This is a genomic window from Herbiconiux aconitum (assembly GCF_024979235.1).
GTDB classification, from domain to species: Bacteria; Actinomycetota; Actinomycetes; order Actinomycetales; family Microbacteriaceae; genus Herbiconiux; species Herbiconiux aconitum.
In genome coordinates, this window is record NZ_JANLCM010000001.1 from 543,796 (window position 1) to 569,287 (window position 25,492).

At 69.3% G+C, this 25,492-nt stretch carries 22 protein-coding genes; 8 read left to right on the plus strand and 14 right to left on the minus strand.

Annotated elements, in window-relative coordinates; translation table 11 throughout:
* Positions 1–51 precede the first annotated feature (51 nt).
* Genes corA through N1027_RS02510 form a run of 7 tightly spaced genes read right to left on the minus strand, consistent with a single transcriptional unit; the run spans position 52 to position 8,954 of the window.
* A complete protein-coding gene (gene corA / locus N1027_RS02480; protein ID WP_259504807.1) occupies positions 52–1,023 on the minus strand; it encodes a magnesium/cobalt transporter CorA in 972 nt (323 codons plus the stop codon).
* Entirely contained in the window at positions 1,020–1,739 is a 720-nt protein-coding gene (locus N1027_RS02485) for a response regulator (protein WP_259504809.1), read from the minus strand. Before N1027_RS02485 ends, corA begins: the two co-directional genes overlap by 4 nt.
* Positions 1,736–4,378: a DUF4118 domain-containing protein gene (locus N1027_RS02490; protein WP_259504811.1), complete on the minus strand. Its 2,643-nt coding sequence runs from the start codon at positions 4,376–4,378 to the stop codon at positions 1,736–1,738. The genes N1027_RS02485 and N1027_RS02490 overlap by 4 nt, the downstream gene beginning before the upstream one ends.
* Before the next feature lie 18 nt (positions 4,379–4,396).
* Positions 4,397–5,002: a potassium-transporting ATPase subunit KdpC gene (gene kdpC / locus N1027_RS02495; RefSeq protein ID WP_259504813.1), complete on the minus strand. Its 606-nt coding sequence runs from the start codon at positions 5,000–5,002 to the stop codon at positions 4,397–4,399.
* A 29-nt stretch (positions 5,003–5,031) separates the two neighbouring features.
* Positions 5,032–7,179 (minus strand): potassium-transporting ATPase subunit KdpB, encoded by a 2,148-nt coding sequence (kdpB, locus tag N1027_RS02500; protein ID WP_259504815.1) that lies wholly within the window; start codon positions 7,177–7,179, stop codon positions 5,032–5,034.
* A complete protein-coding gene (kdpA, locus tag N1027_RS02505) occupies positions 7,179–8,846 on the minus strand; it encodes a potassium-transporting ATPase subunit KdpA (protein WP_372499709.1) in 1,668 nt (555 codons plus the stop codon). Before kdpA ends, kdpB begins: the two co-directional genes overlap by 1 nt.
* A gap of 18 nt (positions 8,847–8,864) precedes the next feature.
* A complete protein-coding gene (locus N1027_RS02510) occupies positions 8,865–8,954 on the minus strand; it encodes a potassium-transporting ATPase subunit F (RefSeq protein WP_259504820.1) in 90 nt (29 codons plus the stop codon).
* A 249-nt stretch (positions 8,955–9,203) separates the two neighbouring features.
* Between N1027_RS02510 and N1027_RS02515 the strand changes: the two genes are divergently transcribed.
* The gene (locus N1027_RS02515; protein ID WP_259504822.1) at positions 9,204–9,410 is read left to right on the plus strand and encodes a hypothetical protein; all 207 of its coding nucleotides are present in this window, start codon (positions 9,204–9,206) and stop codon (positions 9,408–9,410) included.
* A 46-nt stretch (positions 9,411–9,456) separates the two neighbouring features.
* Here N1027_RS02515 and N1027_RS02520 read toward each other — a convergent pair whose 3' ends face one another.
* Positions 9,457–9,819: a DUF7882 family protein gene (locus N1027_RS02520; RefSeq protein ID WP_259504824.1), complete on the minus strand. Its 363-nt coding sequence runs from the start codon at positions 9,817–9,819 to the stop codon at positions 9,457–9,459.
* Positions 9,820–9,917: 98 nt separating this feature from the next.
* On the opposite strand from N1027_RS02520, the gene N1027_RS02525 reads away from it, so the two are divergent.
* Positions 9,918–11,036 carry an AI-2E family transporter gene (locus tag N1027_RS02525; RefSeq protein WP_259504827.1) on the plus strand — a complete coding sequence of 373 codons (1,119 nt, stop codon included), beginning with the start codon at positions 9,918–9,920 and terminating at the stop codon, positions 11,034–11,036.
* A 169-nt stretch (positions 11,037–11,205) separates the two neighbouring features.
* Here N1027_RS02525 and N1027_RS02530 read toward each other — a convergent pair whose 3' ends face one another.
* On the minus strand, positions 11,206–11,715 hold the full coding sequence (locus N1027_RS02530) for a PaaI family thioesterase (protein ID WP_259504829.1): 510 nt from the start codon (positions 11,713–11,715) through the stop codon (positions 11,206–11,208).
* Between the two features lie 17 nt (positions 11,716–11,732).
* Complete coding sequence (gene yczR / locus N1027_RS02535) at positions 11,733–13,196, minus strand: MocR-like transcription factor YczR (RefSeq protein WP_259504831.1); 1,464 nt, start codon at positions 13,194–13,196, stop codon at positions 11,733–11,735.
* A 61-nt stretch (positions 13,197–13,257) separates the two neighbouring features.
* Here yczR and yczE point away from each other — a divergent pair, with 61 nt between their 5' ends.
* Both yczE and N1027_RS02545 read left to right on the plus strand, forming a co-directional pair.
* Positions 13,258–13,941 (plus strand): membrane protein YczE, encoded by a 684-nt coding sequence (gene yczE / locus N1027_RS02540; protein ID WP_259504833.1) that lies wholly within the window; start codon positions 13,258–13,260, stop codon positions 13,939–13,941.
* Positions 13,910–14,254: an L-rhamnose mutarotase gene (locus tag N1027_RS02545; RefSeq protein WP_259504835.1), complete on the plus strand. Its 345-nt coding sequence runs from the start codon at positions 13,910–13,912 to the stop codon at positions 14,252–14,254. The genes yczE and N1027_RS02545 overlap by 32 nt, the downstream gene beginning before the upstream one ends.
* 19 nt (positions 14,255–14,273) lie before the next feature.
* Here N1027_RS02545 and N1027_RS02550 read toward each other — a convergent pair whose 3' ends face one another.
* Both N1027_RS02550 and N1027_RS02555 read right to left on the minus strand, forming a co-directional pair.
* Positions 14,274–14,960, minus strand: a complete 687-nt coding sequence (locus N1027_RS02550; RefSeq protein ID WP_259504837.1) for a GntR family transcriptional regulator — start codon at positions 14,958–14,960, stop codon at positions 14,274–14,276.
* A complete protein-coding gene (locus N1027_RS02555) occupies positions 14,960–16,063 on the minus strand; it encodes a mandelate racemase/muconate lactonizing enzyme family protein (protein WP_259504839.1) in 1,104 nt (367 codons plus the stop codon). The genes N1027_RS02550 and N1027_RS02555 overlap by 1 nt, the downstream gene beginning before the upstream one ends.
* Before the next feature lie 126 nt (positions 16,064–16,189).
* On the opposite strand from N1027_RS02555, the gene N1027_RS02560 reads away from it, so the two are divergent.
* Positions 16,190–17,296, plus strand: a complete 1,107-nt coding sequence (locus N1027_RS02560) for an aminotransferase class V-fold PLP-dependent enzyme (protein ID WP_259504841.1) — start codon at positions 16,190–16,192, stop codon at positions 17,294–17,296.
* 68 nt (positions 17,297–17,364) lie between these two features.
* On the opposite strand, the gene N1027_RS02565 is transcribed toward N1027_RS02560, so the two are convergent.
* Positions 17,365–18,045, minus strand: coding sequence for a GDSL-type esterase/lipase family protein (locus tag N1027_RS02565; protein WP_259504843.1), 681 nt, complete (start codon positions 18,043–18,045; stop codon positions 17,365–17,367).
* Positions 18,042–20,375: an alpha-galactosidase gene (locus N1027_RS02570; RefSeq protein ID WP_259504844.1), complete on the minus strand. Its 2,334-nt coding sequence runs from the start codon at positions 20,373–20,375 to the stop codon at positions 18,042–18,044. Before N1027_RS02570 ends, N1027_RS02565 begins: the two co-directional genes overlap by 4 nt.
* A gap of 144 nt (positions 20,376–20,519) precedes the next feature.
* On the opposite strand from N1027_RS02570, the gene N1027_RS02575 reads away from it, so the two are divergent.
* The 3 genes from N1027_RS02575 to N1027_RS02585 are packed head-to-tail and all read left to right on the plus strand — an operon-like array spanning position 20,520 to position 25,479.
* A complete protein-coding gene (locus N1027_RS02575) occupies positions 20,520–21,482 on the plus strand; it encodes a carbohydrate ABC transporter permease (RefSeq protein ID WP_259504846.1) in 963 nt (320 codons plus the stop codon).
* Positions 21,482–22,447: a carbohydrate ABC transporter permease gene (locus N1027_RS02580; RefSeq protein WP_259504848.1), complete on the plus strand. Its 966-nt coding sequence runs from the start codon at positions 21,482–21,484 to the stop codon at positions 22,445–22,447. Before N1027_RS02575 ends, N1027_RS02580 begins: the two co-directional genes overlap by 1 nt.
* Positions 22,448–22,458: 11 nt before the next feature.
* Positions 22,459–25,479, plus strand: a complete 3,021-nt coding sequence (locus tag N1027_RS02585) for a glycosyl hydrolase family 95 catalytic domain-containing protein (RefSeq protein WP_259504849.1) — start codon at positions 22,459–22,461, stop codon at positions 25,477–25,479.
* Positions 25,480–25,492 lie beyond the last annotated feature (13 nt).

Sequence of the window (25,492 nt, forward strand, 5' to 3'; positions counted from 1 at the left end):
CAGCTTAACTATCGCATCTTTCCGAGACGCGACATTTCCGTTACGGCGTTTTCAGAGCCATCCTCGTCGCTTGAAGATCTTGTAGAGCGCGAAGCCGAGCCCGAGCATCAGGGCCAGCGCGAAGGGGTAGCCGAGCACCCAGTGCAGTTCGGGCATGTACTCGAAGTTCATGCCGTAGATGGTGCCGACGAGCGTCGGGGTGAAGAGGATGGCGGCCCAGGAGGAGATCTTCTTGATCTCGTTGTTCTGGTCCTGGCCCACCAGGGTGGTGTGCACCATCAGCGCGTTCTGCAGCAGCTGGCGGAAGGAGTCGGCGCGCTCCACGATGCGCAGCACGTGATCGTGCACGTCACGCAGGTTGTCCCGAAGAGTCTCATCGGCGCCGCTCTCGGCGAGCGAGTCGCGCACGGACTCCAGCATGTCCGAGAGCGGATGCGTGGCCCGCTGGAACGCCAGCACCTCCCGCGAGAGCTGGTAGATGCGCCGTGAGACCTCCTGGTCGCCGTTGAACAGTTGGTCCTCGATCTCGTCGATGTCGTTCTCGAGACCGTTGATGACGGGCAGGTACTCGTCGACCACCTGGTCGAGCACGGCGTAGAGCACCGCGAGCGGCCCTTTCGCCAGCAGGTCGGGATCGCCTTCGAGCCGCTTGCGAACGAGGGCCAGGTCGGGTGACTCGGCATGCCGGACCGTGATGAGGTAGTCGGCGCCGAGGAAGATGTCGAGTTCGCCGAACTCCACCCGCTCGTCGGCGTCGAGGTAGCGGGCGGGACGAAGCGCGAGGAAGGTCGAGCCGCCGTACTTCTCGATCTTCGCGCGCTGATGCCCTTGCAAGGCGTCTTCCACGGCGAGCGGAGGCAGGGCGAACTCGTCGGCCACCGACTGCAGCTCTTCGGGGTTCGGGCGGTACATCCCGATCCAGGCGAAGCCGTTGCGCGCTCGCATCACCTCAAAGGTCTCGTCGAGGCTCGGCGGGTCGGCGGTGCGGCGGCCGGCCACGTACACGGCGTTGTCGACGATCATCGGCGTCCTCCCTCTTCGTGCACCGGCGTAGGGTCGGGCACGAAACGGTAGCCCATTCCGGCCTCCGTCAGGAAGTGCACGGGATGCGACGGTTCGGCCTCGAGCTTCTTGCGCAGCTGCCCGATGTAGAGCCGAAGGTACCCGGTCTCCTTCACGAGGTGGGTGCCCCAGACCTCGGTGAGCAGTTCCTGGTGGGTCACGAGACGACCGGGGTTGCGCACCAGCAGCTCGAGGATCTTCCACTCCGTCGGGGTCAGACGGATGGCGGTGCGGTCCCCGTGCCGCATCACCTGGTGGGCGGCGAGGTCCACGGTGATGCCGCTGAAGGTCACCGCCGGTTCGTCGCCCGTTGAGCCTGGGCCACTGCGTCGGGTGAGAGCCCGGATGCGCGCCAGCAGCTCGTCCATCGCGAACGGCTTCGTCACGTAGTCGTCGGCACCGGCGTCGAGCGCATCGACCTTGTCGGCCGAACCGGCGCGGCCCGACACCACGAGGATCGGCACGCTCGACCAGCCGCGCACGGCCTGGATCACCTCGAGGCCGTTGAGTCGCGGCATGCCGAGGTCGAGCATGATGAGGTCGACCGTGCCCTCGGTCGCGACGCGGATCGCGTCGGCGCCGTCGACGGCGGTGACGATGTCGTAGCCCTGCGAACCCAGAGTGATGCGGAGCGCCCGCAGGATCTGCGGATCGTCGTCGGCGATCAGGATCTTCATGCGCTGTCCTCGGTGTCGTCGGCATCGCCTCTCCCCGGCACCCGATCGCCCATCGCGGCCGTCGAGGCCGTCGAGGCCGTCGAGGCCGTCGACGTCGCCGGTGCCGGCGTGGCCGGAGCTGCGACCGGCAGCGTCACCACCATCGTGAGCCCACCGCCCGGCGTGTCCTCGGCGTCGAGCGTGCCGCCCATGCCCTCGACGAAGCCTTTCGACAGCGCGAGACCGAGCCCGAGGCCTGCGGCGTTGTCGGTGTCGCCGAGACGCTGGAACGGCAGGAACACCTCATCGCGCCGTTCGACAGGGATGCCGGGGCCGCGGTCGATCACGCGCAGCTGGACGGTGTCGGCGAAGGTGCTGGCCGACACCACCACCCGCTCCCCCTCCGGGCGGAAGCGCAGCGCGTTCGAGAGCAGGTTGACGAGCACGCGGTCAAGGAGCACGGGATCGGCCGGAAACACGGGCAGGCCGGAGGGGATGTCGAGGTCGACCTCGGCGGGGCCGATACCGAGCTCGTCGAGCACGGCGGGCAGCAGGTCGTCGAGATCGACGTCGACGAGCGAGACGCCGAGCACCCCGGCCTGCACACGGCGCACGTCGAGCAGATCGGTGAGCAGCTGGGCGAGCGAGGCCAGGCTCTCCTCGGCCGTCGCGAGAAGCTCCTCGCGGTCGGACTCGCTGAGCGTCGCACCGCGGGCCCGCAGACCCGTCACCGCGGCGGTGGCAGCCGTGAGCGGCCGGCGGAGGTCGTGCCCGAGTGCGGCCAGCAGGGCGGTGCGCACCCGGTCGGCCGCCTCGAGCGGCGCCATGCCGCGAGCGGTCTCCTCGAGGTTCGCGTGCTCGACTGCGGCCGCGATCTGCGCCACGATGACGGCGAGCAGACGGCGGTCGGATGCCTGCAGCTCGCGACCGTAGAGCTCCAACACGGTGTCGTCGTCGACGGGCATCGAGACCCGAGCCCCTGCCGAGGGAGAGGGAGAGGTGGACTGGGATGGGGAACCGGACGGGGGCTCCCACGAGCCCGGCTCGCCGTCGGAGTAGAGCGTGCGATCGTCGTGCATCAGCCGCACGCCGACGAGACCGAAGGCTTCACGGGTCTGGGTCACGAGCGCCTGCAACGCATCCTCCCCGCGCAGCACGCTGCCGGCCACGGTGGCGAGGAGTTCCGACTCGGCGGCCGACCGCCGCGCCACCCGCGAGCGGCGGGCCGCTTGGTCGACCACGATGCTCACCAGCACCGCGATGACCACGTAGAGAACGAGCGCGAGAACGTGCAGCGGCTCGTTGACGGTGACGGTGTAGAGCGGTTCGACGAAGAAGAAGTCGAGCGTGAATCCGCTCAGCACCGCGGCGAACAGAGCGGGCCAGATTCCGCCGATCAAGGCGGCGACCACCACGAGCAGCTGGTAGCTCAGCACGTTGGAGGTGATGGATTCGTCGGAACGGAACGCCGTGAGCAACCAGGTGAGCAACGGGCCCGCCACGATCGCGAACGCGAAGCCGTAAAGGCGGCGGCGGAGGGTGAGCGCTCCCCGGGTGCCGGGCAGGCGCATCCGGCCGCCCGCCGCCGCGTGGGTGACGATGTGCACGTCGATGTCGCCGGACTCCCGGATGACCGTGGCGCCGATTCCCGGACCGGTCAGCAGCACGGAGAGCCTGCTGCGCCGGCTGACGCCGATGACGAGCTGGGTGGCGTTGGACGCGCGGGCGAACTCCACGAGTGCTGAGGGGATGTCGTCGCCCACGACCTGATGGAAGCTGCCGCCGAGGCTCTCGACGAGGGTGCGCTGGGCGGCGAGGGCACCGGGGTTGGGCTCGCGCAATCCGTCTTGCGCCGTGACGTGCACGGCCATCAGCTGCCCGCCGGAGGAGCGGGCCGCGATCCGGGCGCCCCGACGTAGCAGGGTCTCGCCCTCGGGGCCGCCGGTGAGTGCCACCACCACCCGTTCGCGGGCCTCCCATTTGTCACCGATGCCGTGGTCGGTGCGGTAGCGGCGCAGCGAGCTGTCGACCTCGTCGGCCAGCCAGAGCAGCGCGAGTTCGCGAAGGGCGGTGAGGTTGCCGAGCCGGAAGTAGTTCGACAGCGCCGCATCCACGCGCGTCGCCGGATACACCACACCTTCAGCCAGGCGGTCGCGGAGCGCCTGCGGAGCCAGGTCGACGACCTCGATCTGGTCGGCCGAGCGCAGCACCGCATCCGGAACCGTCTCGCGCTGCGGAACGCCGGTGATCTGCTGCACCACGTCGTTCAACGACTCGATGTGCTGGATGTTCACGGTGGAGAGCACGTTGATGCCGGCATCCAGCAGCGTCTCCACGTCGCGCCAGCGCTTCTCGTGCGCGAGCCCCGGCGCGTTGGTGTGGGCGAGTTCATCGACGAGGGCGTACTCGGGCGCCCGGGCGAGCACCGCGTCGAGATCCATCTCGTCGAGCTCGACGCCGCGGTGCCCCACCCGCAGGCGGGGCACCACCTCGAAGCCGGCCGTCATCGACGCGGTGCCGGAGCGGCCGTGGGTCTCCACGATGCCGATCACCACGTCTTTGCCCGCGGCCCGGAGGCGCCGCCCCTCCTCCAGCATCGTGTAGGTCTTGCCCACTCCGGGTGCGGCGCCGAGCAGCACCCGCAGCCGCCCCTGTTTCACGCGCGCACCCGCATCCGGTCAGCCGGCCAGCTGGGCGAGCGCGATATTGAGCTGCAGCACGTTGACCGTTTCGTTGCCGAGGTAACCCAGGTCACGACCCTGAATGGAGGCTTCGACGAGATCATGAACCTGCGACTCCTCCAGTCCCCGGGCCTCCGCGACGCGGGGCACCTGCAGTAGAGCGTATTGCGGGCTGATGTGAGGGTCGAGTCCGGAGCCGGAGGCCGTGAGCGCATCGACCGGGATGTCGGCCGGGTCAACGCCCTCGAGCTCCGCGATCGCGGCCTTCCGTTCCGCGATCGCGTCGAGGAAGTCGGGGTTCTCGGGCCCGAAGTTGCTGCCGACCGAGCCTGCTGCGTCGTAGCCCGCCGCCGATGGCCGCGACTGGAACCACTCGGGCAGCGCGTTGCCGTCGGCGTCGGTGAACGACTGCCCGATCAGGGTGGAGCCGAGCACGCTGCCGTCGGCGTTCGTGACCAGGCTGCCGTTGGACTGCGCCGGCAGCACGAGCTGGCCGACACCGAGCACGGCGAGGGGGTAGACGATTCCGAGCGCGATCGTCGCGACGATCATGTATCGGAGCGCCACCCAGTAGGGGCGGGCGAATCCGCGAGTGGATGCCATGGGAGTGTGCCTTTCAGAGGTTTCTGAGTTCAGAATCCGGGGATGAGAGCGACCACGAGGTCGATCAGCTTGATGCCGATGAACGGCGCGATCACGCCACCCAGTCCGTAGACGAGCAGGTTGCGGTTGAGGATGCGTGATGCCGACAACGGCCGGTATTTCACGCCGCGCAGGGCCAGCGGGATGAGGATCACGATGATGATCGCGTTGAAGATGACCGCCGAGAGGATGGCCGAGGACGGCGAGTGCAGGCCCATGATGTTGAGCAGGCCGAGGCCCGGGAACACGGCGCTGAACATGGCGGGGATGATGGCGAAGTACTTCGCCACGTCGTTCGCGATCGAGAAGGTCGTGAGCGCACCGCGCGTGATGAGCAGCTGCTTGCCGATGGCCACGATGTCGATGAGCTTCGTGGGGTCGGAGTCGAGGTCGACCATGTTGCCGGCCTCTTTCGCGGCCGACGTTCCGGTGTTCATGGCCACGCCGACATCCGCTTGGGCGAGCGCCGGGGCGTCGTTGGTGCCGTCGCCGGTCATCGCGACCAGCCGGCCGCCCTCCTGCTCCTTCTTGATGAGCGCGAGCTTGTCCTCCGGGGTGGCCTCGGCGAGGTAGTCGTCGACGCCCGCCTCTTCGGCGATCGCCTTGGCCGTGAGCGGGTTGTCACCCGTGATCATCACGGTGCGGATGCCCATCGCGCGCAGTTCGGCGAACCGGCCGGCCATCCCCTCCTTCACGATGTCCTTCAGGTAGACGACGCCGAGGATGCTCGCGGCCTGGTCAGGTTCGCGCACGGCGACAACCAGTGGAGTGCCCCCGAGCCCGCCGATACGATCGGTCGAGAGCTGCAGCTCGTCGAAGAGCGTGCTGCCGGTCGTTCCGGTCGCCCGGGCCCAGGCGGTGACGGCGGAGCCGGCGCCCTTGCGGATCTGGCGGCCGTCGGCGAAGTCGATGCCGCTCATGCGGGTCTGCGCGGTGAACGGCACGATCTCGCCGTCGACCGTCGACGGCCGGCGGAAGCCCTGCTGTTCGGCCAGGTCGACGATCGACTTGCCCTCGGGTGTCGGGTCGCTGAGCGAGGAGAGGGCGGCGGCATCGCGCAGCGCGGTGTCGTCGACGCCGGTGAGGGCGATGAACTCCGAGGCACGACGGTTGCCGTAGGTGATCGTTCCGGTCTTGTCCATCAGCAGGGTGGTGACGTCACCGGCCGCCTCGACCGCGCGGCCCGACATGGCGAGCACGTTGCGCTGCACCAGGCGGTCCATGCCGGCGATGCCGATGGCCGAGAGCAACGCCCCGATGGTGGTGGGGATGAGGCAGACCAAGAGTGCCACCATGACGGCGATCGACGGGGTGGCGTTGGAGTAGCCCGCGATCGGGCCGAGGGTGAGCACCACGATCACGAAGATGATGGAGAGGCTCGCGAGCAGGATGTTCAGCGCGATCTCGTTCGGCGTCTTCTGCCGGCTGGCGCCCTCGACGAGTCGGATCATCCGGTCGACGAAGGTCTCGCCCGGCTTCGAGGTGATGCGCACCACGACCCGGTCGGAGAGCACCCGGGTGCCACCGGTGACGGCACTGCGGTCGCCACCGGACTCGCGCACCACGGGAGCGGATTCGCCCGTGATGGCCGACTCGTCGATGGAGGCGATTCCCTCGATGATGTCGCCGTCGCCCGGGATGAGGTCTCCCGCAACCACGACCACCACGTCACCGAGCCGCAGGTCGGACGAGGCCACCTGGCTGGTGGTCGCCCGCAGGGCGGCGGGGTCACCGGCCGCGTCGTAGTCGACGACGCGGGCGGCCATCGTGCTGGTGCGGGTGGCCCGCAGGGTGGCGGCTTGCGCCTTGCCGCGGCCCTCGGCCACCGACTCGGCCAGGTTGGCGAAGAGCACGGTGAGCCAGAGCCACACCGCGATGCTCCAGGTGAAGGCCAGCGAGGTGGCCTGGCTGCCTTCCTCGGCGGGCAGGAACGGCTGCGCGATCGCGATCACCGTGGTGAGCGCGGCGCCGATCTCCACGAGGAACATGACAGGGTTGTGCCACATCTCGCGGGGATCGAGTTTTCGGAAGGCTCCGGGGAGGCCCTTCCAGAGCTGGCCGACACTGAAGGCGCGCTGCGCGCCCGTGCGGGACTCCGCGACGGCGGAGCCGCGGGACGGATGGGTGAGGGTGGACATTACTGAAGCCCTTCGGCGAGAGGTCCGAGTGCGAGCACGGGGAAGTAGGTGAGGGCGACGACGATCACGACGACGCCGACGAGAAGGCCCACGAACTGCGGGCGGTGGGTGGGCAGCGTTCCGGCGGTGACCGGCACCTTGCCCTGGGAAGCGAGGGAACCGGCGAGCGCCAGCACGAACACGATCGGCACGAACCGTCCGAGCAGCATCGCCACACCGAGCGCGGTGTTGAACCACGGGGTGTTCGCGGTGAGGCCGGCGAAGGCCGATCCGTTGTTGTTCGCCGCCGAGGTGAAGGCGTAGAGCACTTCACTGAAGCCGTGCAGGCCCGGGTTGAAGATCGAGACGGTCTCGACATCCGTTCGTATCGCGGGAATCGCGAAGCTGAGGGCGGTGCCGGCCAGAACCAGGGTGGGCGTGGCGAGGATGTAGAGGCTCGCCAGCTTGATCTCCCGCGGGCCGAGCTTCTTGCCGAGGTATTCCGGCGTGCGCCCCACGAGCAGTCCTGCGATGAAGACGGTGATGATCGCGATCACGAGGATGCCGTAGAGCCCCGCCCCGATGCCACCCGGCGCGATCTCACCGAGCATCATGTTGAACATCGTCATCATGCCGCCGAGCGAGGTGTAACTGTCGTGCATCGAGTTCACCGCGCCCGTGGACGTGATGGTCGAGGTGGTGCCGAAGAGAGTCGACCCGAAGATCCCGAATCGTTGTTCCTTGCCCTCCATCGCTCCGCCCGCGGCCATCGGACCGGAACCCGAGCCGATCGCCTCGAAGATGGTGAGCGCGGTGAGTGAGACGACGAAGATCGCTCCCATCGCGGCGAGGATGGCGTAACCCTGGCGCTTGTCGCCCACCATCGTTCCGAAGGTGCGTGGCAACGAGAACGGGATGGCCAGCATCAAGAAGATCTCGAAGAGGTTCGTCCACTGCGTCGGGTTCTCGAACGGATGCGCGGAGTTCACATTGAAGAACCCGCCACCGTTGTTGCCGAGCAGCTTGATCGCCTCCTGCGACGCGACCGGGCCACCCGGGATCGATTGGGTTCCACCCGTCAAGGTCGTCACATCCGTGAACCCGGCGACGTTCTGGATGACGCCGCCGGCGATCAGCACGATCGCGGCAAGGAAGGAGATCGGCAGCAGAACGCGCAGCACGCCGCGGGTCAGGTCGACCCAGAAGTTGCCGATGGTGCCGGTCGAGCGCCGGGAGAAGCCGCGGATCAGCGCGATCGCCACGGCGAGGCCGACGCCGGCCGAGACGAAGTTCTGCACCGCGAGGCCGATCAACTGGACGGTGTAGCCCATGGTGACGTCAGGCGAGTAGGACTGCCAGTTCGTGTTGGTCACGAACGAGACGGCCGTGTTGAACGAGAGGCCCTCCGGGATCGCGGGGAACCCCAGCGAGTAGGGCAGAACGGCCTGAAGGCGCTGAATGAGGTAGACCAGCAGAACGCCGACCACCGAGAAGGCGAGAACGCCCCGGAGGTACGCTCCCCAACTCTGCTCGGAGTGGGACGCGACGCCGATGAGCCGGTAGAAACCGCGCTCGACCTTGAGGTCTTTCGACGAGGTGAAGGTGCGGGCGATGTAGTCGCCGAGCGGCCGGTAAATCAGGCCGAGGGCGAGAACGAGGGTCGCGAATTGCGCGACGGCGAGCCAGATTTCGAGAGTGGACACGGGTTAGAACCGCTCCGGCTTCACGAGCGCGTACACCAGGTAGGCGACCGAGGCCGCGCCGAGCACGAAGGCCAGGACATCGATGACGATCACAGCTTCTCAACCCCCCAGGCGACCAGGGCGACGAGACCGAACACGGCCAGGATCGCAGCGACATAGACGATGTCGAGCACGGGATTCTCCATCCGAAAAGGGCAAGTTGACGGAAGTCGATCCAACGCCTTTTCACCGGCCGTATGGGGAGTCCTAACGTTTTCCTATCGACCCGCCCGGGGAACCCTGCACGTTCCATACGCGTCGCTGAGCATCTATGATTCTTTGAGTCGAGTTCGAAGGAGAACAATGACGGAAACACTGCTGAACCGCGCCATCACCTGGCAGGAAGCACAGCTGGGCTTGTGGGTCGCGAAATCATCCGATTCCCGTCCGCTCGGAATCGTGGCCGAGAAATGGGTGCACGGCTTCGTCGTGACCGGCCGCACCGGTAAGAACCTGGGCAGCTACCCGAGCCTCGAGGAGGCGAAGGCGGCGCTGGAGGCGTCCCTCTAGCGCGGGGTCGTCCCCCGCGCGAAGGCGACTCGTGGCCGAAGCACGCTCAGCGGACGGTGGCCGGCCCACTCGCTCCGTTGTGACCGTTTCCGCTGCCGTTGGTGCCGGGTGCGCCCGGCTCCTCGGTGAACTGGAGCCCACCGCTTCCGTTGGAGGAGGCGGTGAGGATGTCGAGCCACTCCCGATTGATGGCCGGCACCCGCCCGCCCGCGAACTTGAAGTAGAGCGGAATCGACGAGTCGAGCCAGATGCTCGACCGGCCGTCACCGATCGCAGGGTCGTCTTTCCAGGAGAAGAAGAAGCTCTCTTTTCGGCGCAGTTTCGCTGCGATCACGATCTGCAGATGTGTGAGCGTGCGGTCGTCGAACTCGATCTCGATGCCCGAAGTGCCGTAGAGCAGCTTTCCCATACGTCCCATTAATACATGGCGGGCGTCGCCGTGCTCGGCGGGCTATGGTTGCGAGCAAGTCGAGATGGGGTGTTTTCGTGTTCACCAGGAAATCGCGTGTGCAAAAAACGGAGAGCGAAGCACTCCAGGCGGGGTCTGATCTGGAGGTCTCCGGCCAGGAGACCGTTCCGTCGGTGCGGGTGAACGCGTTCCGCATCGGCCTGGTCGGCGGGCTCGGCGTTCTGCTCGCCATCCTGATCGGCGGGGTCGTCACCCAGTTGAGCACGGTGCTCATCTACATCGGCGTCGCCATCTTCCTGGCGCTCGGTCTCGACCCGCTGGTTTCCTGGCTCGAGAAGAAGATGGCGCGGCCGCTCGCGATCGTGATCGTCTTCGCCGTGGTCATCCTGATCTTCGGTGGGTTGCTGTTCGCCGTCATCCCGCTGATCGTCGACCAGGCCTCGAACTTCATCGACCAGTTCCCGCAGATCGTGAAGGACTTCACCTCGAGCGACTTCGTGAAGGGTCTGCAATCGCAGATCGGCGGATTCATCGACATCGACAAGGCCGTTCAGGATGCGACGGCCTTCTTCCAAGACCCGAACAACCTGCTGAACATCGGCGGCGGTCTGCTCGCCGTGGGCACGGGCATCGCGAGCGGGGCCACCGGCGCCGTGATCGTGCTGATCCTCACCCTCTACTTCCTCGCCTCGCTCCGCAGCATGAAGCGCGTCACCTACCGCTTCGTTCCGGCCAACAAGCGAGCAGCCTTCGCTTCGCTCACCGACGACGTCACCGGGGCGGTCGGCCGCTACGTGGTGGGACAGATCGGGCTCGCCGCCATCAACGGCATCCTGAGCCTCATCTTCCTGACGATCATCGGGGCGCCGCTGCCGGCGCTCTTCGCCTTCATCGCGTTCCTGGCCTCACTCATCCCGCTCGTCGGAACGTTGAGCGGCGCGATCATCATCACCCTGGTCTGCCTGTTCGCCTCGCCGCTCACGGCTCTGGCCGCCGCGATCTACTACCTCATCTACATGCAGGTGGAGGCCTACTTCTTGAGCCCGCGCATCATGAACCGCGCGGTGGCGGTGCCCGGCTCGATCGTGGTGATCGCGGCGGTGGCCGGCGGCACGCTCGGCTCGGTGCTCGGGGCGCTCGTCGCCATCCCGATCGCTGCGTCGGCGATCATCATCGTGCAGAAGGTGGTCTTCCCGAAGCAGGACGCAAAAGTGTGAAGGTCTGGCCAATGACATCGGGTAAGAGATCGCACGCAACAGGCCGCTCCCGAACGACCCAGAGTGAGCGCGCGGCCGCGTCAGCGACCGCACGCGAACATGTCGCGCGGCGCCGGGCAGGGACCGGCGACGCCCGAGGACGCCGCGCGAAGCACGGCGCCCGAGGCAGCTAGAAGGGGAATATTAGGAGGGAGCTTGTGGCCGTGGCCACCAAAGCTCCCTTGCCGTCGGTCAGCTCCGCCTCGGCGAACGCGACGCGGCGACCGGGTTTCACGACGCGGCCGACGCAGCGGAGCGTTCCGCTGTCGCGGCTGATCGGGCGCAAGAAGTTCACCTTCAACTCGATCGAGGTGTAGCCGACTCCCGCGGGCAGTGTGGACTGCACCGCACAGCCGAGGGCCGAGTCGAGCAGGGTGCTGATGAGGCCCCCGTGCACGATGCCGAGCGGGTTGTAGTGGTATTCACCCGGTTCGCAGGTGAAGGTCGCCGTGCCTTCGCCGACCTCGGCGAGCGTCATGCCGACGAGCTTGCCGATCGGCGGCGGGGGAAGCTCACCGCCCACCATCGCGCGAAGAAAGTCGATGCCCGCCATTCCGGGCGCGGCGTCGACGTTCTGTTGCGGGTCGTCCCATTCCACGACCCGTCGGCGGCCGGCTGCGCTGTCGTCGTTCCCTGGCATGCCGCCAGCGTAACTCGCTAGACCACGTCGGCGTAGAGCTCGGCGGGCGGCACCGGCGCGTGCGAGAGCGCATTGCTGCTCTCGGCCAGGGCGTCGATACCGCGGGCGAGTTCGCCCAGCTGGTAGCCGATCGGGATGCGGATGAAGCGCTCGAAAGCGCCGTCCAGCCCGAAGCGCGGCCCCGCCGTGATCAGCACGCCCCGCGACCGGGCAGCGAGCGCGAGCTGCGAGCTGATGGGCGCGCCGAGGTTCACCCAGGTGGCGAGACCCCCGTCGACGCGCGGCACCCTCCAGTCGGGGAAACGTTCGCCGAGCATCCGGATGACCGTGTCCCGCCCCTCTCGCAGCTGGGCGGAACGCAGAGCGAGGATCGGCTCGAAATCGCGCAGCAGCCGCGCCACCACGAGCTGCTCGAGCACCGGTGTGCCGAGGTCGCCCGCGAAACGCGCACCCGCGAGCTTGCGGATGATCGACGGCTCGGCACGGATCCACCCCACCCGCAGCCCCGACCACACCGTCTTGCCGACCGACCCGATCATCACGGCCGAGGCCGCCGTGGCCGCATCGCCGTAGGCGGCGAACGGCAGGAACGACTCGGCGCGGTCGATGTCGAGCTCGCCCGAGGTCTCGTCGGCGATGACGAGAGTGCCCTGACGGGCGGCGTCACCCAGCACCTGCGCGCGCAACTCGGCCGGCATCGACTCCCCGGTGGGATTGTGGAAGTCGGGCATCAGATAGGCGAGTGCGGGGCTCGTGCGAGCGAACGCCTGTGCGAGGCCCGCCGCATCCCAGCCGTGCATGCCGTCGTCGCTCGTGCCTGCCGCCGCGACCGTCACCGGCACCAGCCGTGCACCGGCCGCTTTCAGCGCCTCGTAGGCGTGCGGATAGCTCGGCAACTCCACCACCGCACGATCGCCGCGACCGAGCAGCACGCGCGCCAGCAGAAAGATCGCGTGCTGCGCACCGATCGTGATCATCACCTGCTCCACCGACGTGGGGAGGCCACGCGCCGTGTACCGGGCGGCCACCGCCTCGCGCAGCAGGAGTTCGCCGAACGGGTCGAGCCCGCTCGTGGCGAGTGCGGCGGGGTAGTCGCCGAGGGCCTCCTGCGTGGCCGCGAAGAGGCCGGGGTAGGCCGGCAGAGTGGCCTTCGAGAAGTCGATGAAATCGCCCGAGATGTCATGGCCGCCCACCGGCGCACGCCCGGGCAGCCGCGTGACACTGCCCGAACCGCGCACGCTCTGGGTGTAGCCGGCGTCGCGCAACTCTCGATAAGCCGCCGACACCATCGTGCGGCTCACCCCGAGCGCCTGGGCCAGATCGCGCTCGGCGGGCAGCCGGGTGTCGACCGCGATGCGGCCGTCGAGCACGAGCAGACGGATGCGGTCGAACAACGCCAGATACGACGGCCCGGCTGCGGGCACTCGCCAATCGCCGAGCAGTGCGAGAAGCGAGCGGGTTCCGATGCGAGCGTCAGACATGCATCCACCTTAGTCATATTGGCTTCTTGATCAAGGGCCAATTAGACGATTGGCTACCTGAATGACTCCCCGCATCCTGCGCCTCCTCGGCGGACTCGTGCTCTACGGCTTCGCGGACAGCCTGATCATCCGCGCGGCCATCGGTGTCGAGCCGTGGACGGTGCTCGCTCAGGGCGTGGCGGAACGCACCGGCGGGGGTATCGGCATCCTCACCAACGTGATCGGGCTCGGCGTGCTGCTGCTCTGGATTCCCCTCCGCCAACGACCCGGCATCGGCACGCTCCTCAACGTGCTGCTGGTGGGCACCACCATCGAGCTCGGTCTGTGGCTCATTCCCCCGGTCGATCAGCTGTGGCTGCAGATCATGCTCTTCGCAGCCGGACTGCTGCTGCTCGCCGTGGCCAGCGGCATCTACATCGGGGCCGCATTCGGGCCGGGCCCGCGCGACGGACTGATGACGGGCATCCACTCGCGCCTCGGCTGGCCGATCTGGCTCGCCCGCGCACTGGTGGAGGGGAGTGTGCTGCTCGTGGGGTGGCTCCTCGGGGGCGACGTGGGAATCGGCACGCTCGTGTTCGCACTGACGATCGGGCCGCTCTGCGGGCTCACGCTGCGCTGGTTCGGAGCGCGGACACCGTATGGCAGCATGAAGACGGTGCCGGATGCGGCGCCGCCGAACAGTCCGACCCCGACCCCGACCCCGAAGGACAGCGATGCGCGTCGCCCTGCACTCCCTCACCCGTGACGGCCTCGAAGAGGGCTACGACCAGACCCACGCCACGATTCCGCCGGCGCTGGCCGCGCGCTTCCCCGAGGTGGGCATCCACGACTGGACCATCTGGCGCAGTGGTCGCGACCTCTTCCACCTGGTGGAGTGCGACGACTTCCTCGCCGCATTGGCCGCGCTCGACGCCGACCCCGCGAACGTGGAATGGCAGGCCACGATCGGCCCGTTCGTCGACCACTACGAGGTGACGGGCGACGGGGATGCCGGCATGCCGGTGCCGCTGGTGTGGCGGTTCCGCGCGCAGCAGGAGGGCATCGCGGGCGACGCCTGATCGGGCCGGGCCCGGGGCGTCAGCTCTCGTCGACCCGCGCCGCGATGCGCCGGTAGGAGAGAGCGATGTGCTCGCGCATGGCCTCCTCCGCGGCATCCGCGTCTCCGGTGTGCAATGCCCTCAGCACGGCATCGTGCTCGCCCGCCGCGTCTTCGGCGATGCCGTGGGCGAAGTACAGCCGGTAGAGGTGCAGGTGCGAGCGCAGCCGCCCGATCGCGTCGGCCAGCAACGGATTGCCGGAGTGCTGGGCGATCAGACGGTGGAACTCGGCGTCTTGGTCGGCGAACGCGCGGTAGTCGCGAAAACGGTCGTCGTCGCGACCCCCACGGGCACCCTCCGCCATCCGCCGGGAGAGGGCGTCGAGAGCATCGAGGAACTCAGCCGTCGTGCGCCTCGCTGCGAGACCGGCGGCCGGCGGCTCGAGCAGGGTGCGCAGTTCGAACAGCTGCCGGAGCCCCTCGGCGTCGAGCAGCGGTGTCGCCGTGTAGCCCTTCAGCGGCCGCTTCACCACGAGCCCTTCCGCCTCCAGCCGGGTGAGCGCTTCTCGAACGGGCGTGGGCGAGACGTCGAGCTGTCGGGCGATGCCGTCGATGCTCACACGGGAACCAGGAGCGATCTCCTGATCCATCAGCAGGCCGAGCACGGCGTCGTAGACGTCGTCGACCAGGGCTCGCCGGGCCGGCAGGAAGCGCGAACGGTCATCCATCAGGCGACCCGGAGCGCGTCGAGGGCATCGAAGTCCCAGTCGATGCCGAGCCCGGGTTCATCGGAGGGCACCCCGGCACCCTCGACGACGACCATCTCGGTGCGGGTCACGGCCCGCAGCTGCGGGATGTGCTCGAGGTAGAGGGCGTTCGGCACGGCGCAGGTGAGCGAGACGTGCAGTTCCATCAAGAAGTGCGGCGCGACCTTCACGGTGAAGGCTTCGGCGAGGTGCGCCACCTTGAGCCACGGCGTGATGCCGCCGATGCGGGCCACGTCGACCTGCACGATGGCCGCCGACTGCGACTGCAGGTACTCCCGGAACTGCCCGAGCGAATACAGGCTCTCCCCCACAGCGACCGGGATGCTCGTCGAGCGCGCCAGCGCCCGGTGCCCGGCCACGTCGTCGGCCGGCAGGGGCTCCTCGAACCAGAAGATGTCGAGCGGTTCGAAAGCGGCCGCGCGCCGGATGGCCTCGGCAGCCGTCAGCGACTGGTTGGCGTCGACCATGATGTCGAGGTCGGGCCCGACGGCGTCGCGCACCGCCTGGAGCCGTTCTCGGTCGTCGTGCATTCGGGGCTTTCCGACCTTGATCTTCACGCCGCGCATCCCGCGCTCCTGCGATTCCCGGGCTCCGGCCACGAGCTCGTCGGTGCTGAGGTGCAGCCAGCCGCCTTCGGTGTCGTAGAGCGGGATCGAGGGATTCGCGCCGCCGGCGGCCACCCAGAGTGGCAGGCCCGTGTGCTTGCAGCGGGCATCCCACACCGCGGTGTCGACGGCGGCGAGGGCGAGACACGTGATCACGCCGACGGCCGTGGCGCGCGTCGTGGCGGCGAGGGCGAGCCAGACGGCTTCGGGCCGCGCGGCGTCCAGCCCGATCAGGGCGTCGAGGAGGGTCGTGCGCAAGAGGCTCAGCACGGCGGGGCCGCCGGTGCCGATGGTGTAGCTGTAGCCGACGCCTTCTCCGCCCGATGCGGTGCGGATGCGCACCAGAATCGTCTCCTGCTTCTGGAAGGACTGCATCGCATCCGTTCGCACCGTCTCGACGGGGAGGTCGCAGAGCCAGGCCTCGGCGCTGACGATCGTGGTGTCGGGCGTGCTGGTCACGGTATTCCTTCGGCGTGTTTCCTATAGGAAATAGGATATAGGTCGGAGGACTTGAACGCCACCCACAATGAAGTGGCCTGGGCTGGCGGCATTCGCCGACCCCCACCCGATGGCACGATGGAACGCGTGCCCGAAGACCCCCTCTACCTGAACCACGCGAGCTACGGACCTCCCCCGCAGGCCGTGGCCGACACCGTCCACACCCTCCTGGCCGAGGCGATGCGCGGCGGACCCACCACCTCGGCCGACCTCCACGGCGAGCACGCCAGAGCGCGAGCGGCGATCGCGCGCCTCAGCGGCGTGCCTGCCGAGCGCGTGGCGCTGACGACGAGCACCTCGCAAGGCCTCATGCAGGTGGCGTTCGGGGTGCGCGGGGAGGTGCTCGTGAGCCTCGACGAGTTCCCGGCGAACGTGTACCCGTGGCGCCGGGCCGAATCCGCGGGCCGGTTGCAGGTTCGGGGCTTGCCCGGGTCGGGCGTGGCCGGTGGTGGCGCCGGTGAGCTCCTGCCCGTCACCCCCGAGCGCATCGCGGATGCGCTCACGCCGGCGATCGGCGTCGTCGCCGTGAGCGCGGTCGACTTCCGCACCGGGTACCGGACCGATCTGGCGGGCATCCGCTCGGTCATCGGGCCCGACCGCCTGCTCGTGGTCGACGGCATCCAGGGGTTCGGCGCGATCGACACCGACTGGTCACCCGTCGACGCACTCGTGGTGGGCGGTCAGAAGTGGTTGCGCGCGGGCTGGGGAACCGGATTCATGGCGTTCTCGGAGCAGGGCCTCGCGCGCGTGGAGCCGACGCTCGGCAGCTGGTCGGGGGTGGAGGAGCAGGGGGACTACGACGGCACGATCCATCCGCTGCTCTCGGGAGCCGAACGGCACTCGGTCACGAACCCGTCCCCCTTCACCTCGGGCGCACTCGCGACGGCCCTCGAGGGGATCGAGGCGGCAGGCCTCGCGGCGACCGCAGCGCAGATCGCACACACCGCCGGTCGGCTGGCCGACGCGATCGACACGGCCGGCCTCACGCTGCTCTCGCCGCGCTCGCCCGCCGAACGGGCGGGCATCGTGGTGGCGGGCTACCCTGCCGGCGCGGCGGTCGAGGCGCACGCGCGCCTGACGGCGGCGGGTGTCACCGCCACACTGCACGGCGACAGCCGCATCCGCTTCTCGCCGCACACCACCACGCCGGCCGAGACGGTCGAACGGGTGGCGGAGTTGCTGAGGGCTGATTAGTAACTACGCAAATGAGGAGGACCGACGCGCTATACGGGGCCGGTCCTCCTCATTTGCGTAGTTACTCGTCAGCGCGCCAGCAGGTGCCCCGCGTGTTCGAGCCAGATCGCCGAGATCACGGCGTGCCCACGCGACGTCGGGTGCACGCCGTCGGCGGCGAGCGCCCCCGCGCCACCGTCGCCCAGCTCCGCCGCGAGCCGCGTGAGCTCGACGTCGGTGGGCACGAGCGTGGCGCCGAACTCGGCGGCCAGGCGCCGCACGACCTCGATCTTGGGGTCGAGGTCGTCGCGCCACGAGGACTGCTCAGGCGTGACCGGCAGCAGGAACGGCTCCATCAGCACGATCGCGATCGAAGGCCGCGCCACGAGCGTCGCGAGCAGACGGCGGTAGCCTGCCTCGAAGTCGGCCGCCGAGGTGGGGTCGTCGTTGTCGTAGCGGCGCCAGGTGTCGTTGACGCCGATCAGGATGCTCACCACGGCCGAGTCGCCGAGCGCGTCGGCCGCGAGCACGTCGTCGGCCCAGCGCGCCTCGAGATCGACGACGCGGTTGCCGCTGATCCCCCGGTTCAGCACGGTGCCGCCCTTGAGCTCCGGCGTGGCCGCGAGCACGCGCACGTAGCCGTCTCCGAGCCCGTCCGGGTCGCTTCGGCGTTCGCAATCCGTGACGCTGTCGCCGACGAAGAGCACGGTGGCGGGCACGGTGGCCGGCACCGGGGCCGGCTTCGTGGCGGGGTGACTATGGTCGGTCATGCGTCCACCTCTCCATCCGTGGCGCCGGCGTCGACGGCACCGCGCGCGGCCGCGAGCCGCACTTCGATCAGCAGTGTCTGCTGCGGGTTCAGCGTCGGCAGCGGCAGCCCGGCCACGGCTGCCACCTGTCCGGGCACGCCGACCCACCCGCGTGCGGCCTCCTCGGCCCAGCCGGGGTCGCGCGCCTCGTGGCGGCTCGGCCGCCCGAGGTCTTCGCGCAACCGCACCTCGTACCGCGCCGCCGGATCGAGCCCCGGCAACCGGATGCGCCCCGCCTGCCCTCCGGCCGAGGTCGCCACCCGCGACCAGGCGTAGAGCCCCCGCCCGTCGTCGCCCAGCACGCCGTGCATGCTCGTGGCCTCGTCGGCGAGGTCGGCGTTCACCACGCGCCCGCCGTGCACGAGGGAGCGGAACTCGCGGTACATCGCCGACCAGGTGGCGATCTGCTCGAGCTCCTCCTCGCTGCAGGCGGTGAGGTCCCACTCGATGCCCGAGTGCGCGAACAGCGCCGTGGCCAGCCGGAAGGGCGCCGACGTCACCCGCGAAGTGGTGTGCGCCTGGGCGGCCCCGAGGTGGCTGCCGATCAACTCGGGGGGCAGCAGCAGCGAGGTCCAACGCTCGATCTCGAGCCGCTCGACGGGATCGTTGCAGTCGGAGGCCCAGACCCGGTCGGTGCGTTCGAGGATGCCGAGGTCGATCCGTCCGCCTCCGCCCGAGCAGGTCTCGATCTCGAGCCCCGGATGCCGCACCCGCAGTTCGTCGAGCAGCGCGTAGAGCGCGAGGGTCTGCTGCCGCACACCCGGCCGGTCGCCGCCGTCGGCGCCTGTGCCGCGGCTCACAGCCTCGGAGAGATCGCGATTGTGATCCCACTTGATGTAGTTGATCGCATATTCGCGCACCAGGGCGTCGATGCGGTCGAGCAGGTAGTGCGACACTTCGGGCTTGCCGATGTCGAGCACGTGCTGGTTGCGCGACGGCAACCCCACTCCCTCGACCGGTGCCAGCAGCCAATCCGGATGCTCGCGCGCCAGATCCGAGTCGAGGTTCACCATCTCGGGTTCGAACCACAGCCCGAACTGCATCCCGTGCTCGCGCACCCGCTGCACGAAGGGCGCGAGGCCCTGCGGCCAGACCGCGCGGTCGACGTTCCAGTCGCCGAGCCCGGCATCCGCATTCCGTCGGCCGCTGAACCAGCCGTCGTCGAGCACGACCCGCTCGACGCCGACGCGCGCGCCGAGTTCGGCGAGCCGGCCCAAGCGGTCGAGGTCGTGGTCGAAATAGACCGCTTCCCAGGTGTTGAGCACGAGCGGGCGGGCGGTCGACGGATGCCCGGACCGCGCGCGCAGTCGCCGGTGGAAGCGTTCGGAGACGCCGTCCATCCCGTTCCCCGACCAGGCGAACAGCACCGTGGGAGCCGCGTAGCTCTCACCGTCGGCGAGCAGCACCTCGCCGGGCGCCAGCAGCTCGCCGCCGCCGATGACGGAGCGGAACGGGCCGGCGCCCTCGGGGAGTTCTTCGACGAGCGTGTGCTGGTTGCCGCTCCAGGCGACGTGCATGCCCCACACCTCGCCGTGCCGGAAGCCGAATCCGGGGGTGCCGACGAGCGTCAGGAACGGGGAGTCGTGCCCGGGCTTTCCGCGGCGGCTCTCGCGACGGTGGGCGCCGAAGCGCACCGGAGTGCGCTGCAGCGAGCGCTCGCGGCACCATTTGCCGGCGAAGTCGGCGATCTCGCCCGCCCGCTCGGGGAGCGGGAGCAGTGCGTCGAGGGAGGCGAGCGCATAGGGGGCCGCGGAGCCGGGGGTGCCGACCGAGAGGTCTCGGGTGAGGCTGAGGTCGACGGCGAGCACGCCGTGCGGGTCGAGGGAGTAGCACAGGCGCGAGCGGATCGCGGTGACGGCGTCGACGAAATGCAGTTCGATGCTCCCGCCTGCGTCGCTCGCGTCTCCCGCGCGTGTGGCAGCACTCGCGCCGCCAGCGCCACTCGCGGCGCCCACGCCCGTCGCGTCACCCGCCCCCCCGACCACCACCTCGCTGCGCTCCAGCACCGGCCGCGGCGTGGTGCGGGTTCCGGCCGCGTGACCGGATTGCGCCGGAGTGCCCGACCACCCGTCGCGCTCCGTGGGCCAGACCGAGAAGACGCGCGGCGCATCCGGCGAGTTGTTGAGCGTCGCAGGCTGCGCGGTCTGTCGCAGAGCCTCGAGATCGGTGCCGGAGAGCGGCCCGAGATCCTCACCCCAGTGCAGCACCCGAGGCACCGGGGAGGTCAGTTCGACAGCGAAAGACACCCCGGCCGAGCGCAGCAGAATGACGGCTTCCTCGCCGTGAGTCATGTCTGAATTCCTTCATTCGTAATTACTTGACATTGTGAATAAACCATCTCTAGTCTGTCGATGCAAGTGCAGACCCGGAAATCTTCTCGCCGCCACACGGGATTTCCGGCCTAGACGAACAGGCGGAAATCAGGTGGATCAATGGTGATCGCAAGATCAGGGGCGTCGGCCCCGACGCGGCTCTCCCGGTCGGAACGCAATCGCGACCGACGCGGCTCCGTGAACGCGAAGGCTCCCGCGCACCGCGGCGACGCGAAGCTCGCCTGGCTCTTCATCGCCCCCGCGCTGATCGGGTTCCTGGTGTTCGCGGCCTACCCCACTCTTCGCGGCATCTACCTGAGCTTCACCGACTTCAAGGTGCTCACCCCGCCCACGTGGATCGGCCTCGACAACTTCGTCGAACTGCTCGGCGACGACGTGTTCTGGAGCTCCCTGCTCGTCACGGTCTATTTCGTGGTGCTCTCGGTGGCCCTCGGCCTCACGCTCTCGATCATCACCGCCGTGGTGCTGCACCGCCTCACCGCGTCGACCGTCGTGCGCGGCCTCATCATTTTGCCGTTCCTCATCTCGGGTGTGGTGGCCGCGACCGTGTGGTCGTGGATGCTCGACACCCAGCTCGGCATCATCAACATCGCGCTCGAGCAGCTCACCGGGCAGAGCATCCAGTTCCTCACCTCACGGGCCTGGGCCATTCCGTCGATCGCGCTGATCAGCGTGTGGAAGTCGCTCGGCTACACCGCCATCATCATCTTCGCGGGGCTGCAGACCATCCCGCCCACCATCTACGAAGCGGGCCGGATCGACGGCGCGAACGAGTTCCAGATGTTCCGGCGGTTGACCCTGCCGCTCCTGCGCCCCATCCTCGCCCTGGTCGTGGTGCTCAACGTGATCGGCGCGTTCCAGGTGTTCGACATCGTTCAGGTCGCCACCAAGGGCGGTCCGGCGAACGCCTCCAACGTGCTGCAGATGTACATCTACAGCAAGGCCTTCGGGCAATTCGACTTCGGCTACGCCTCGGCGATGTCGCTGGCGCTGTTCGCCGTGCTCATCGTCATCACCTTCCTGCAGATGCGCCTGTTGCGCGCGAGCGAATCGGACACCAACTGATGACCACCACCGCCACCCCCATCCCGGTCACTCCGACGCCCGCGGAGCCCGCTGCGACCGCGACCGCGACTGTGCGCCGGCCGAGCCGTCGGCGGTTCAGTGTCGGCCGCGCCGCAGCGTGGACGTACATCGTGATCGTGCTGATCGTCACGATCTTTCCGTTCTATTGGATTCTGCGCACAGCGCTCTCGAACAATTACGCCCTGATCACCGACCCCGCCTCGCTCGTGCCCACCGGCTTCACACTCGGAGCGTTCCAGCGGGTGCTCGGGCTCGCCACCCCCGAGCAGGCGATCGCGGAGGGCGGGTCGGGCGCCTCGATCGAGATCGGTCACTTCCTGCTGAACTCGGTGATCTACGCCACCCTCTCCACGGTGTTCATCGTGTTCTTCTCCGCCCTCGCCGCCTACGCCTTCGCCCGGTTGCGCTGGCGCGGACGGGAGCTGATGTTCAGCCTCTTCCTCACCGCACTCATGGTGCCCGGCATCCTCACCCTGCTGCCGAACTTCGTGCTCGTGAAGGAGCTGGGCCTGCTCAACACCTTCGCCGGCATGATCCTGCCGACGGCCCTCTTCTCGGCCTTCAACATCTTCTTCTTGCGGCAGTTCATGCTCGGACTCAGCACCGAGACCGAGGAGGCGGCCCTGATCGACGGGGCCGGCCGCATCCGGGTGTTCTTCCGCATCACGCTGCCGATGTCGTCGGGGCCCATCATCACGCTCTCGATCCTCGGCTTCATCACCGCCTGGAACGACTACTTCTGGCCCCTGCTCGTCACGAGCGACGACAGCGTCCAGCCCCTCACCCTCGCCCTCGCGGTGTTCAAGCAGTCGTCGCCGCAGTCGGCGCCCGACTGGGCGGGGCTCATGGCCGCGACCCTGGTGGCCGCCCTGCCGATGCTCGTGCTCTTCATCGTGTTCGGCAAGCGGATCGTCAACTCCATCGGCTTCACGGGCATCAAATGAGCGGCGAACGGATGAATCGTGCCGACGCTTTCGGCGAGGCCGACCCGAGAACACTCCGGCTGTTCTGGCCGGCTGCGGCCGGGGACTGGACCGAGGCGATGCCGATCGGCAACGGGCGCATCGGCGCGATGGTCTTCGGGGGCGCATCCGGTCGTCTGCAGGTGAACGATTCCACGGTCTGGTCGGGCACTCCCGACGCACCGGCGCGCGCTCTCGACGCGGTGCTCGCCGGAGGCGCCGGGCCGCAGCGGCTCGCCGAGGTGCGCGCCGCGCTCGACGCGGGTGACCGGCGCACCGCCGAGCGACTGCTGATGACCTTCGAAGGGGCGTATTCGCAGGAGTTCCTGCCACTCGCCGACCTCGACGTGGAATTGTCGGCCACAGCGCCGTTGGTGTTCTTAGGGCGCGAGCTCGACCTCGATCGGGCGGTCGCGAGCGAGCGGATGCGCGTGACCGGCCCCGCGGTAGAGGGCACCGAGATCCGTCGCCGCAGCTGGGTGTCGGCTCCCGATCAGGCGCTGTGCGTGCTGGTGGAGACGCGGGGCGGCACGGTGGACGTGCGGCTGCGGCTCACGACGCCGTTGCGCGAGACCGGTAGTTCGGCCACTCGTTCTGGTCTCTCGATCGGCGTGGAGATCCCGGTCGACGGCGCACCTCTGCACGAACCCGAAGTGCCGGCGCACCGCTACCGCTCCGATGCCACCACCGCCACCGGCCCGGCTGCCGCCACCGGCCCGGCTGCCGACCCCGGCTCGGCCGGCGACCCGCCCACCGCGCCCGCCGCCGGCACCGGGATGGTCACCGCTACCACCGCCGCCGAGTACGACCCGTTCGCGGCGGCGCACCTCTCCTTCGACACCGACGGCACGGCCGAGATCGTCGACGGCGCCGTGCTCGTGCGTGGTGCCACCCGCCTGCTCGCGGTGCTCTCGACGGCCACCCGCGCCGAGTCTTGGTGGAACGCGGCCCCGCCGGCCGACGGCTCGCCCGCCGAAAGCACCCCCGACGCGCACGCGCGGCCATCCGGCGCGCCGATCGGAGAGCGCGCAGCCCACGACCGCCGTGCCACGAACGCATCCGGCGACATCCACGACTCGCGCCCCGCGATCGAGGCTCGAGCTCACGCCCGCGCCACCGTGGCCATCCGGCGCGGTGCCGATGCGCTGCTCGCGCGCCACCTCGACGACATCGAAACCCTCACCGCCCGCACGCGCATCGTGATCGGCCACCGCCGGGCCGGGTCGTGGGATGTCGCGCGCGAGGTGCTCCGGGGCAACGACGAAGCCCTCCGCGCCACCGTCATCGCCGCGTTCGGCCGCTACCTCCTCACCGCTTCTTCCCGCGCAGGAAGTCCGCCCGCGAACCTCCAGGGCATCTGGAACGACCAGCCGCGTCCGGCCTGGTCGTCGAACTACACCATCAACATCAACACCCAGATGAACTACTGGCTGGCCGACCTCACTGGGCTGGCCGAGTGTTTCGCGCCGCTGCCCGAACTGCTGCAGAAGCTCGCCGTCACCGGCGGCGAGGTCGCCCGGCGCCTGTACGGGGCTCGCGGGTGGGTGGCGCACCACAACACCGATGCCTGGGGCTGGGCTCTCCCGGTGGGCGGCGGTCACGGCAACCCGAGCTGGGCGATCTGGATGATGGGCGGCGTCTGGCTCACCCACAACGCCTGGGACCACTTCGCCTTCACCGCCGACACCGGCTACCTCCGCGACACCCTCTGGCCGCTGCTGCGCGGCGCGAGCGAGTTCTGCCTCGACTGGCTCGTAGAGGCGCCCGACGGCCGGTTGCGCACCCTGCCGTCCACCTCGCCCGAGAACCTCTTCGTGGGCCCCGACGGGTCGCCGGAGTCGCTCACCGAGTCGGCGAGCATGGACGTGTTCCTCATCCGGAGCCTGTTCCGACGCACACGCCGGGCGATCGAGATTCTGGCGGCCGAGGAGGCGGGCACGACCGACGCGATCGGCGCCGCCGGACCCGCCGCGACCGACGCAGCCGGCGGCGCCGCGCTCTCCACCGTCGACACCGTGCGCGACCTCGACCACCAGCTCTGCGACGCCCTCGCCCGCCTGCCCGAACCCGGACTCACCGCCGACGGCCGCCTGCGCGAATGGCACCACGACGAGACCGAGCACGACCCGCTGCACCGCCACCTCTCGGCCGCCGTCGGTCTCTACCCGCTCGACGAGATCGACCCGGAGACCACCCCTGCCCTGGCCTCGGCGACCCGGCGCTTCCTCGACGGCCGGGGACCCGGAGCCATGGGCTGGTCGTGGGCCTGGAAGATCGCGCTGCGAGCGCGACTCGGCGACGGCGAGACCGCGAGAGCCCTGCTGGTGGAGGCGACGCATCCGTTCGAACGCGACGCCAGCCGTTTCGCCCCCGTCGACGGGTCGGAATGGGGTGGGCTGCTGCCGAACCTGTTCAGCACGCATCCACCGTTCCAGATCGACGGCAACTATGGCTTCACCGCCGCCGTCGCCGAGATGCTCGTGCAGAGTCACGGATCGGCCGTCACCCTGCTCCCATCGCTTCCGGAGGCCTGGCCCGACGGCGAGGTGACGGGGCTGCGCGCCCGCGGCGGCCTCGCCGTCGACCTGCGGTGGGCCGGTGGCGCGCTCACCCGAGCTCGGCTGCACAACCTCACCGGGCGCGAGGTGGCCGCATCCGTCGCCCACCGCGATCGCCTCGTGGCGGTCGTGCTCGCGCCGCACGGCAGCGCCGAGCTCGCGGATCTGCTCGACGGCACGGCCGAGCCCGCCGCATCCGCCGAGCCCGCCGCATCCGCCGAGCCCGCCGCATCCGCACCCGCCTCCCCCGCCACCGCCGCTCTCGGCGGAGAACAGGTTCCGGCGGTCGTCCAGTCACAGGGGTACGACCGCGGTCGCGGGCTCGCGCCCAGCGACCTGCCCTGGACGGCCGCCGGACACACGACGTACCCCAGCACCACACCACCCTCGGATTCCCCCGGGCCGGGCGAGCGCACGACGTCGCGCGCCGCCGCCGAACGGGAATCCTCGTACTGAGAAGAGAGAACAG

What these genes read in the sequence shown, in the direction of transcription:
- corA (WP_259504807.1), bottom strand. Translation starts at nt 1,023, where the DNA reads ATGATCGTCGACAACGCCGTGTACGTGGCCGGCCGCCGCACCGCCGAC.
- N1027_RS02485 (WP_259504809.1), bottom strand. Translation starts at nt 1,739, where the DNA reads ATGAAGATCCTGATCGCCGACGACGATCCGCAGATCCTGCGGGCGCTC.
- kdpC (WP_259504813.1), bottom strand. Translation starts at nt 5,002, where the DNA reads ATGGCATCCACTCGCGGATTCGCCCGCCCCTACTGGGTGGCGCTCCGA.
- kdpB (WP_259504815.1), bottom strand. Translation starts at nt 7,179, where the DNA reads ATGTCCACCCTCACCCATCCGTCCCGCGGCTCCGCCGTCGCGGAGTCC.
- N1027_RS02515 (WP_259504822.1), top strand. Translation starts at nt 9,204, where the DNA reads ATGACGGAAACACTGCTGAACCGCGCCATCACCTGGCAGGAAGCACAG.
- N1027_RS02520 (WP_259504824.1), bottom strand. Translation starts at nt 9,819, where the DNA reads ATGGGAAAGCTGCTCTACGGCACTTCGGGCATCGAGATCGAGTTCGAC.
- N1027_RS02530 (WP_259504829.1), bottom strand. Translation starts at nt 11,715, where the DNA reads ATGCCAGGGAACGACGACAGCGCAGCCGGCCGCCGACGGGTCGTGGAA.
- yczR (WP_259504831.1), bottom strand. Translation starts at nt 13,196, where the DNA reads ATGTCTGACGCTCGCATCGGAACCCGCTCGCTTCTCGCACTGCTCGGC.
- yczE (WP_259504833.1), top strand. Translation starts at nt 13,258, where the DNA reads ATGACTCCCCGCATCCTGCGCCTCCTCGGCGGACTCGTGCTCTACGGC.
- N1027_RS02545 (WP_259504835.1), top strand. Translation starts at nt 13,910, where the DNA reads ATGCGCGTCGCCCTGCACTCCCTCACCCGTGACGGCCTCGAAGAGGGC.
- N1027_RS02550 (WP_259504837.1), bottom strand. Translation starts at nt 14,960, where the DNA reads ATGGATGACCGTTCGCGCTTCCTGCCGGCCCGGCGAGCCCTGGTCGAC.
- N1027_RS02565 (WP_259504843.1), bottom strand. Translation starts at nt 18,045, where the DNA reads ATGACCGACCATAGTCACCCCGCCACGAAGCCGGCCCCGGTGCCGGCC.
- N1027_RS02570 (WP_259504844.1), bottom strand. Translation starts at nt 20,375, where the DNA reads ATGACTCACGGCGAGGAAGCCGTCATTCTGCTGCGCTCGGCCGGGGTG.
- N1027_RS02580 (WP_259504848.1), top strand. Translation starts at nt 21,482, where the DNA reads ATGACCACCACCGCCACCCCCATCCCGGTCACTCCGACGCCCGCGGAG.
- N1027_RS02585 (WP_259504849.1), top strand. Translation starts at nt 22,459, where the DNA reads ATGAATCGTGCCGACGCTTTCGGCGAGGCCGACCCGAGAACACTCCGG.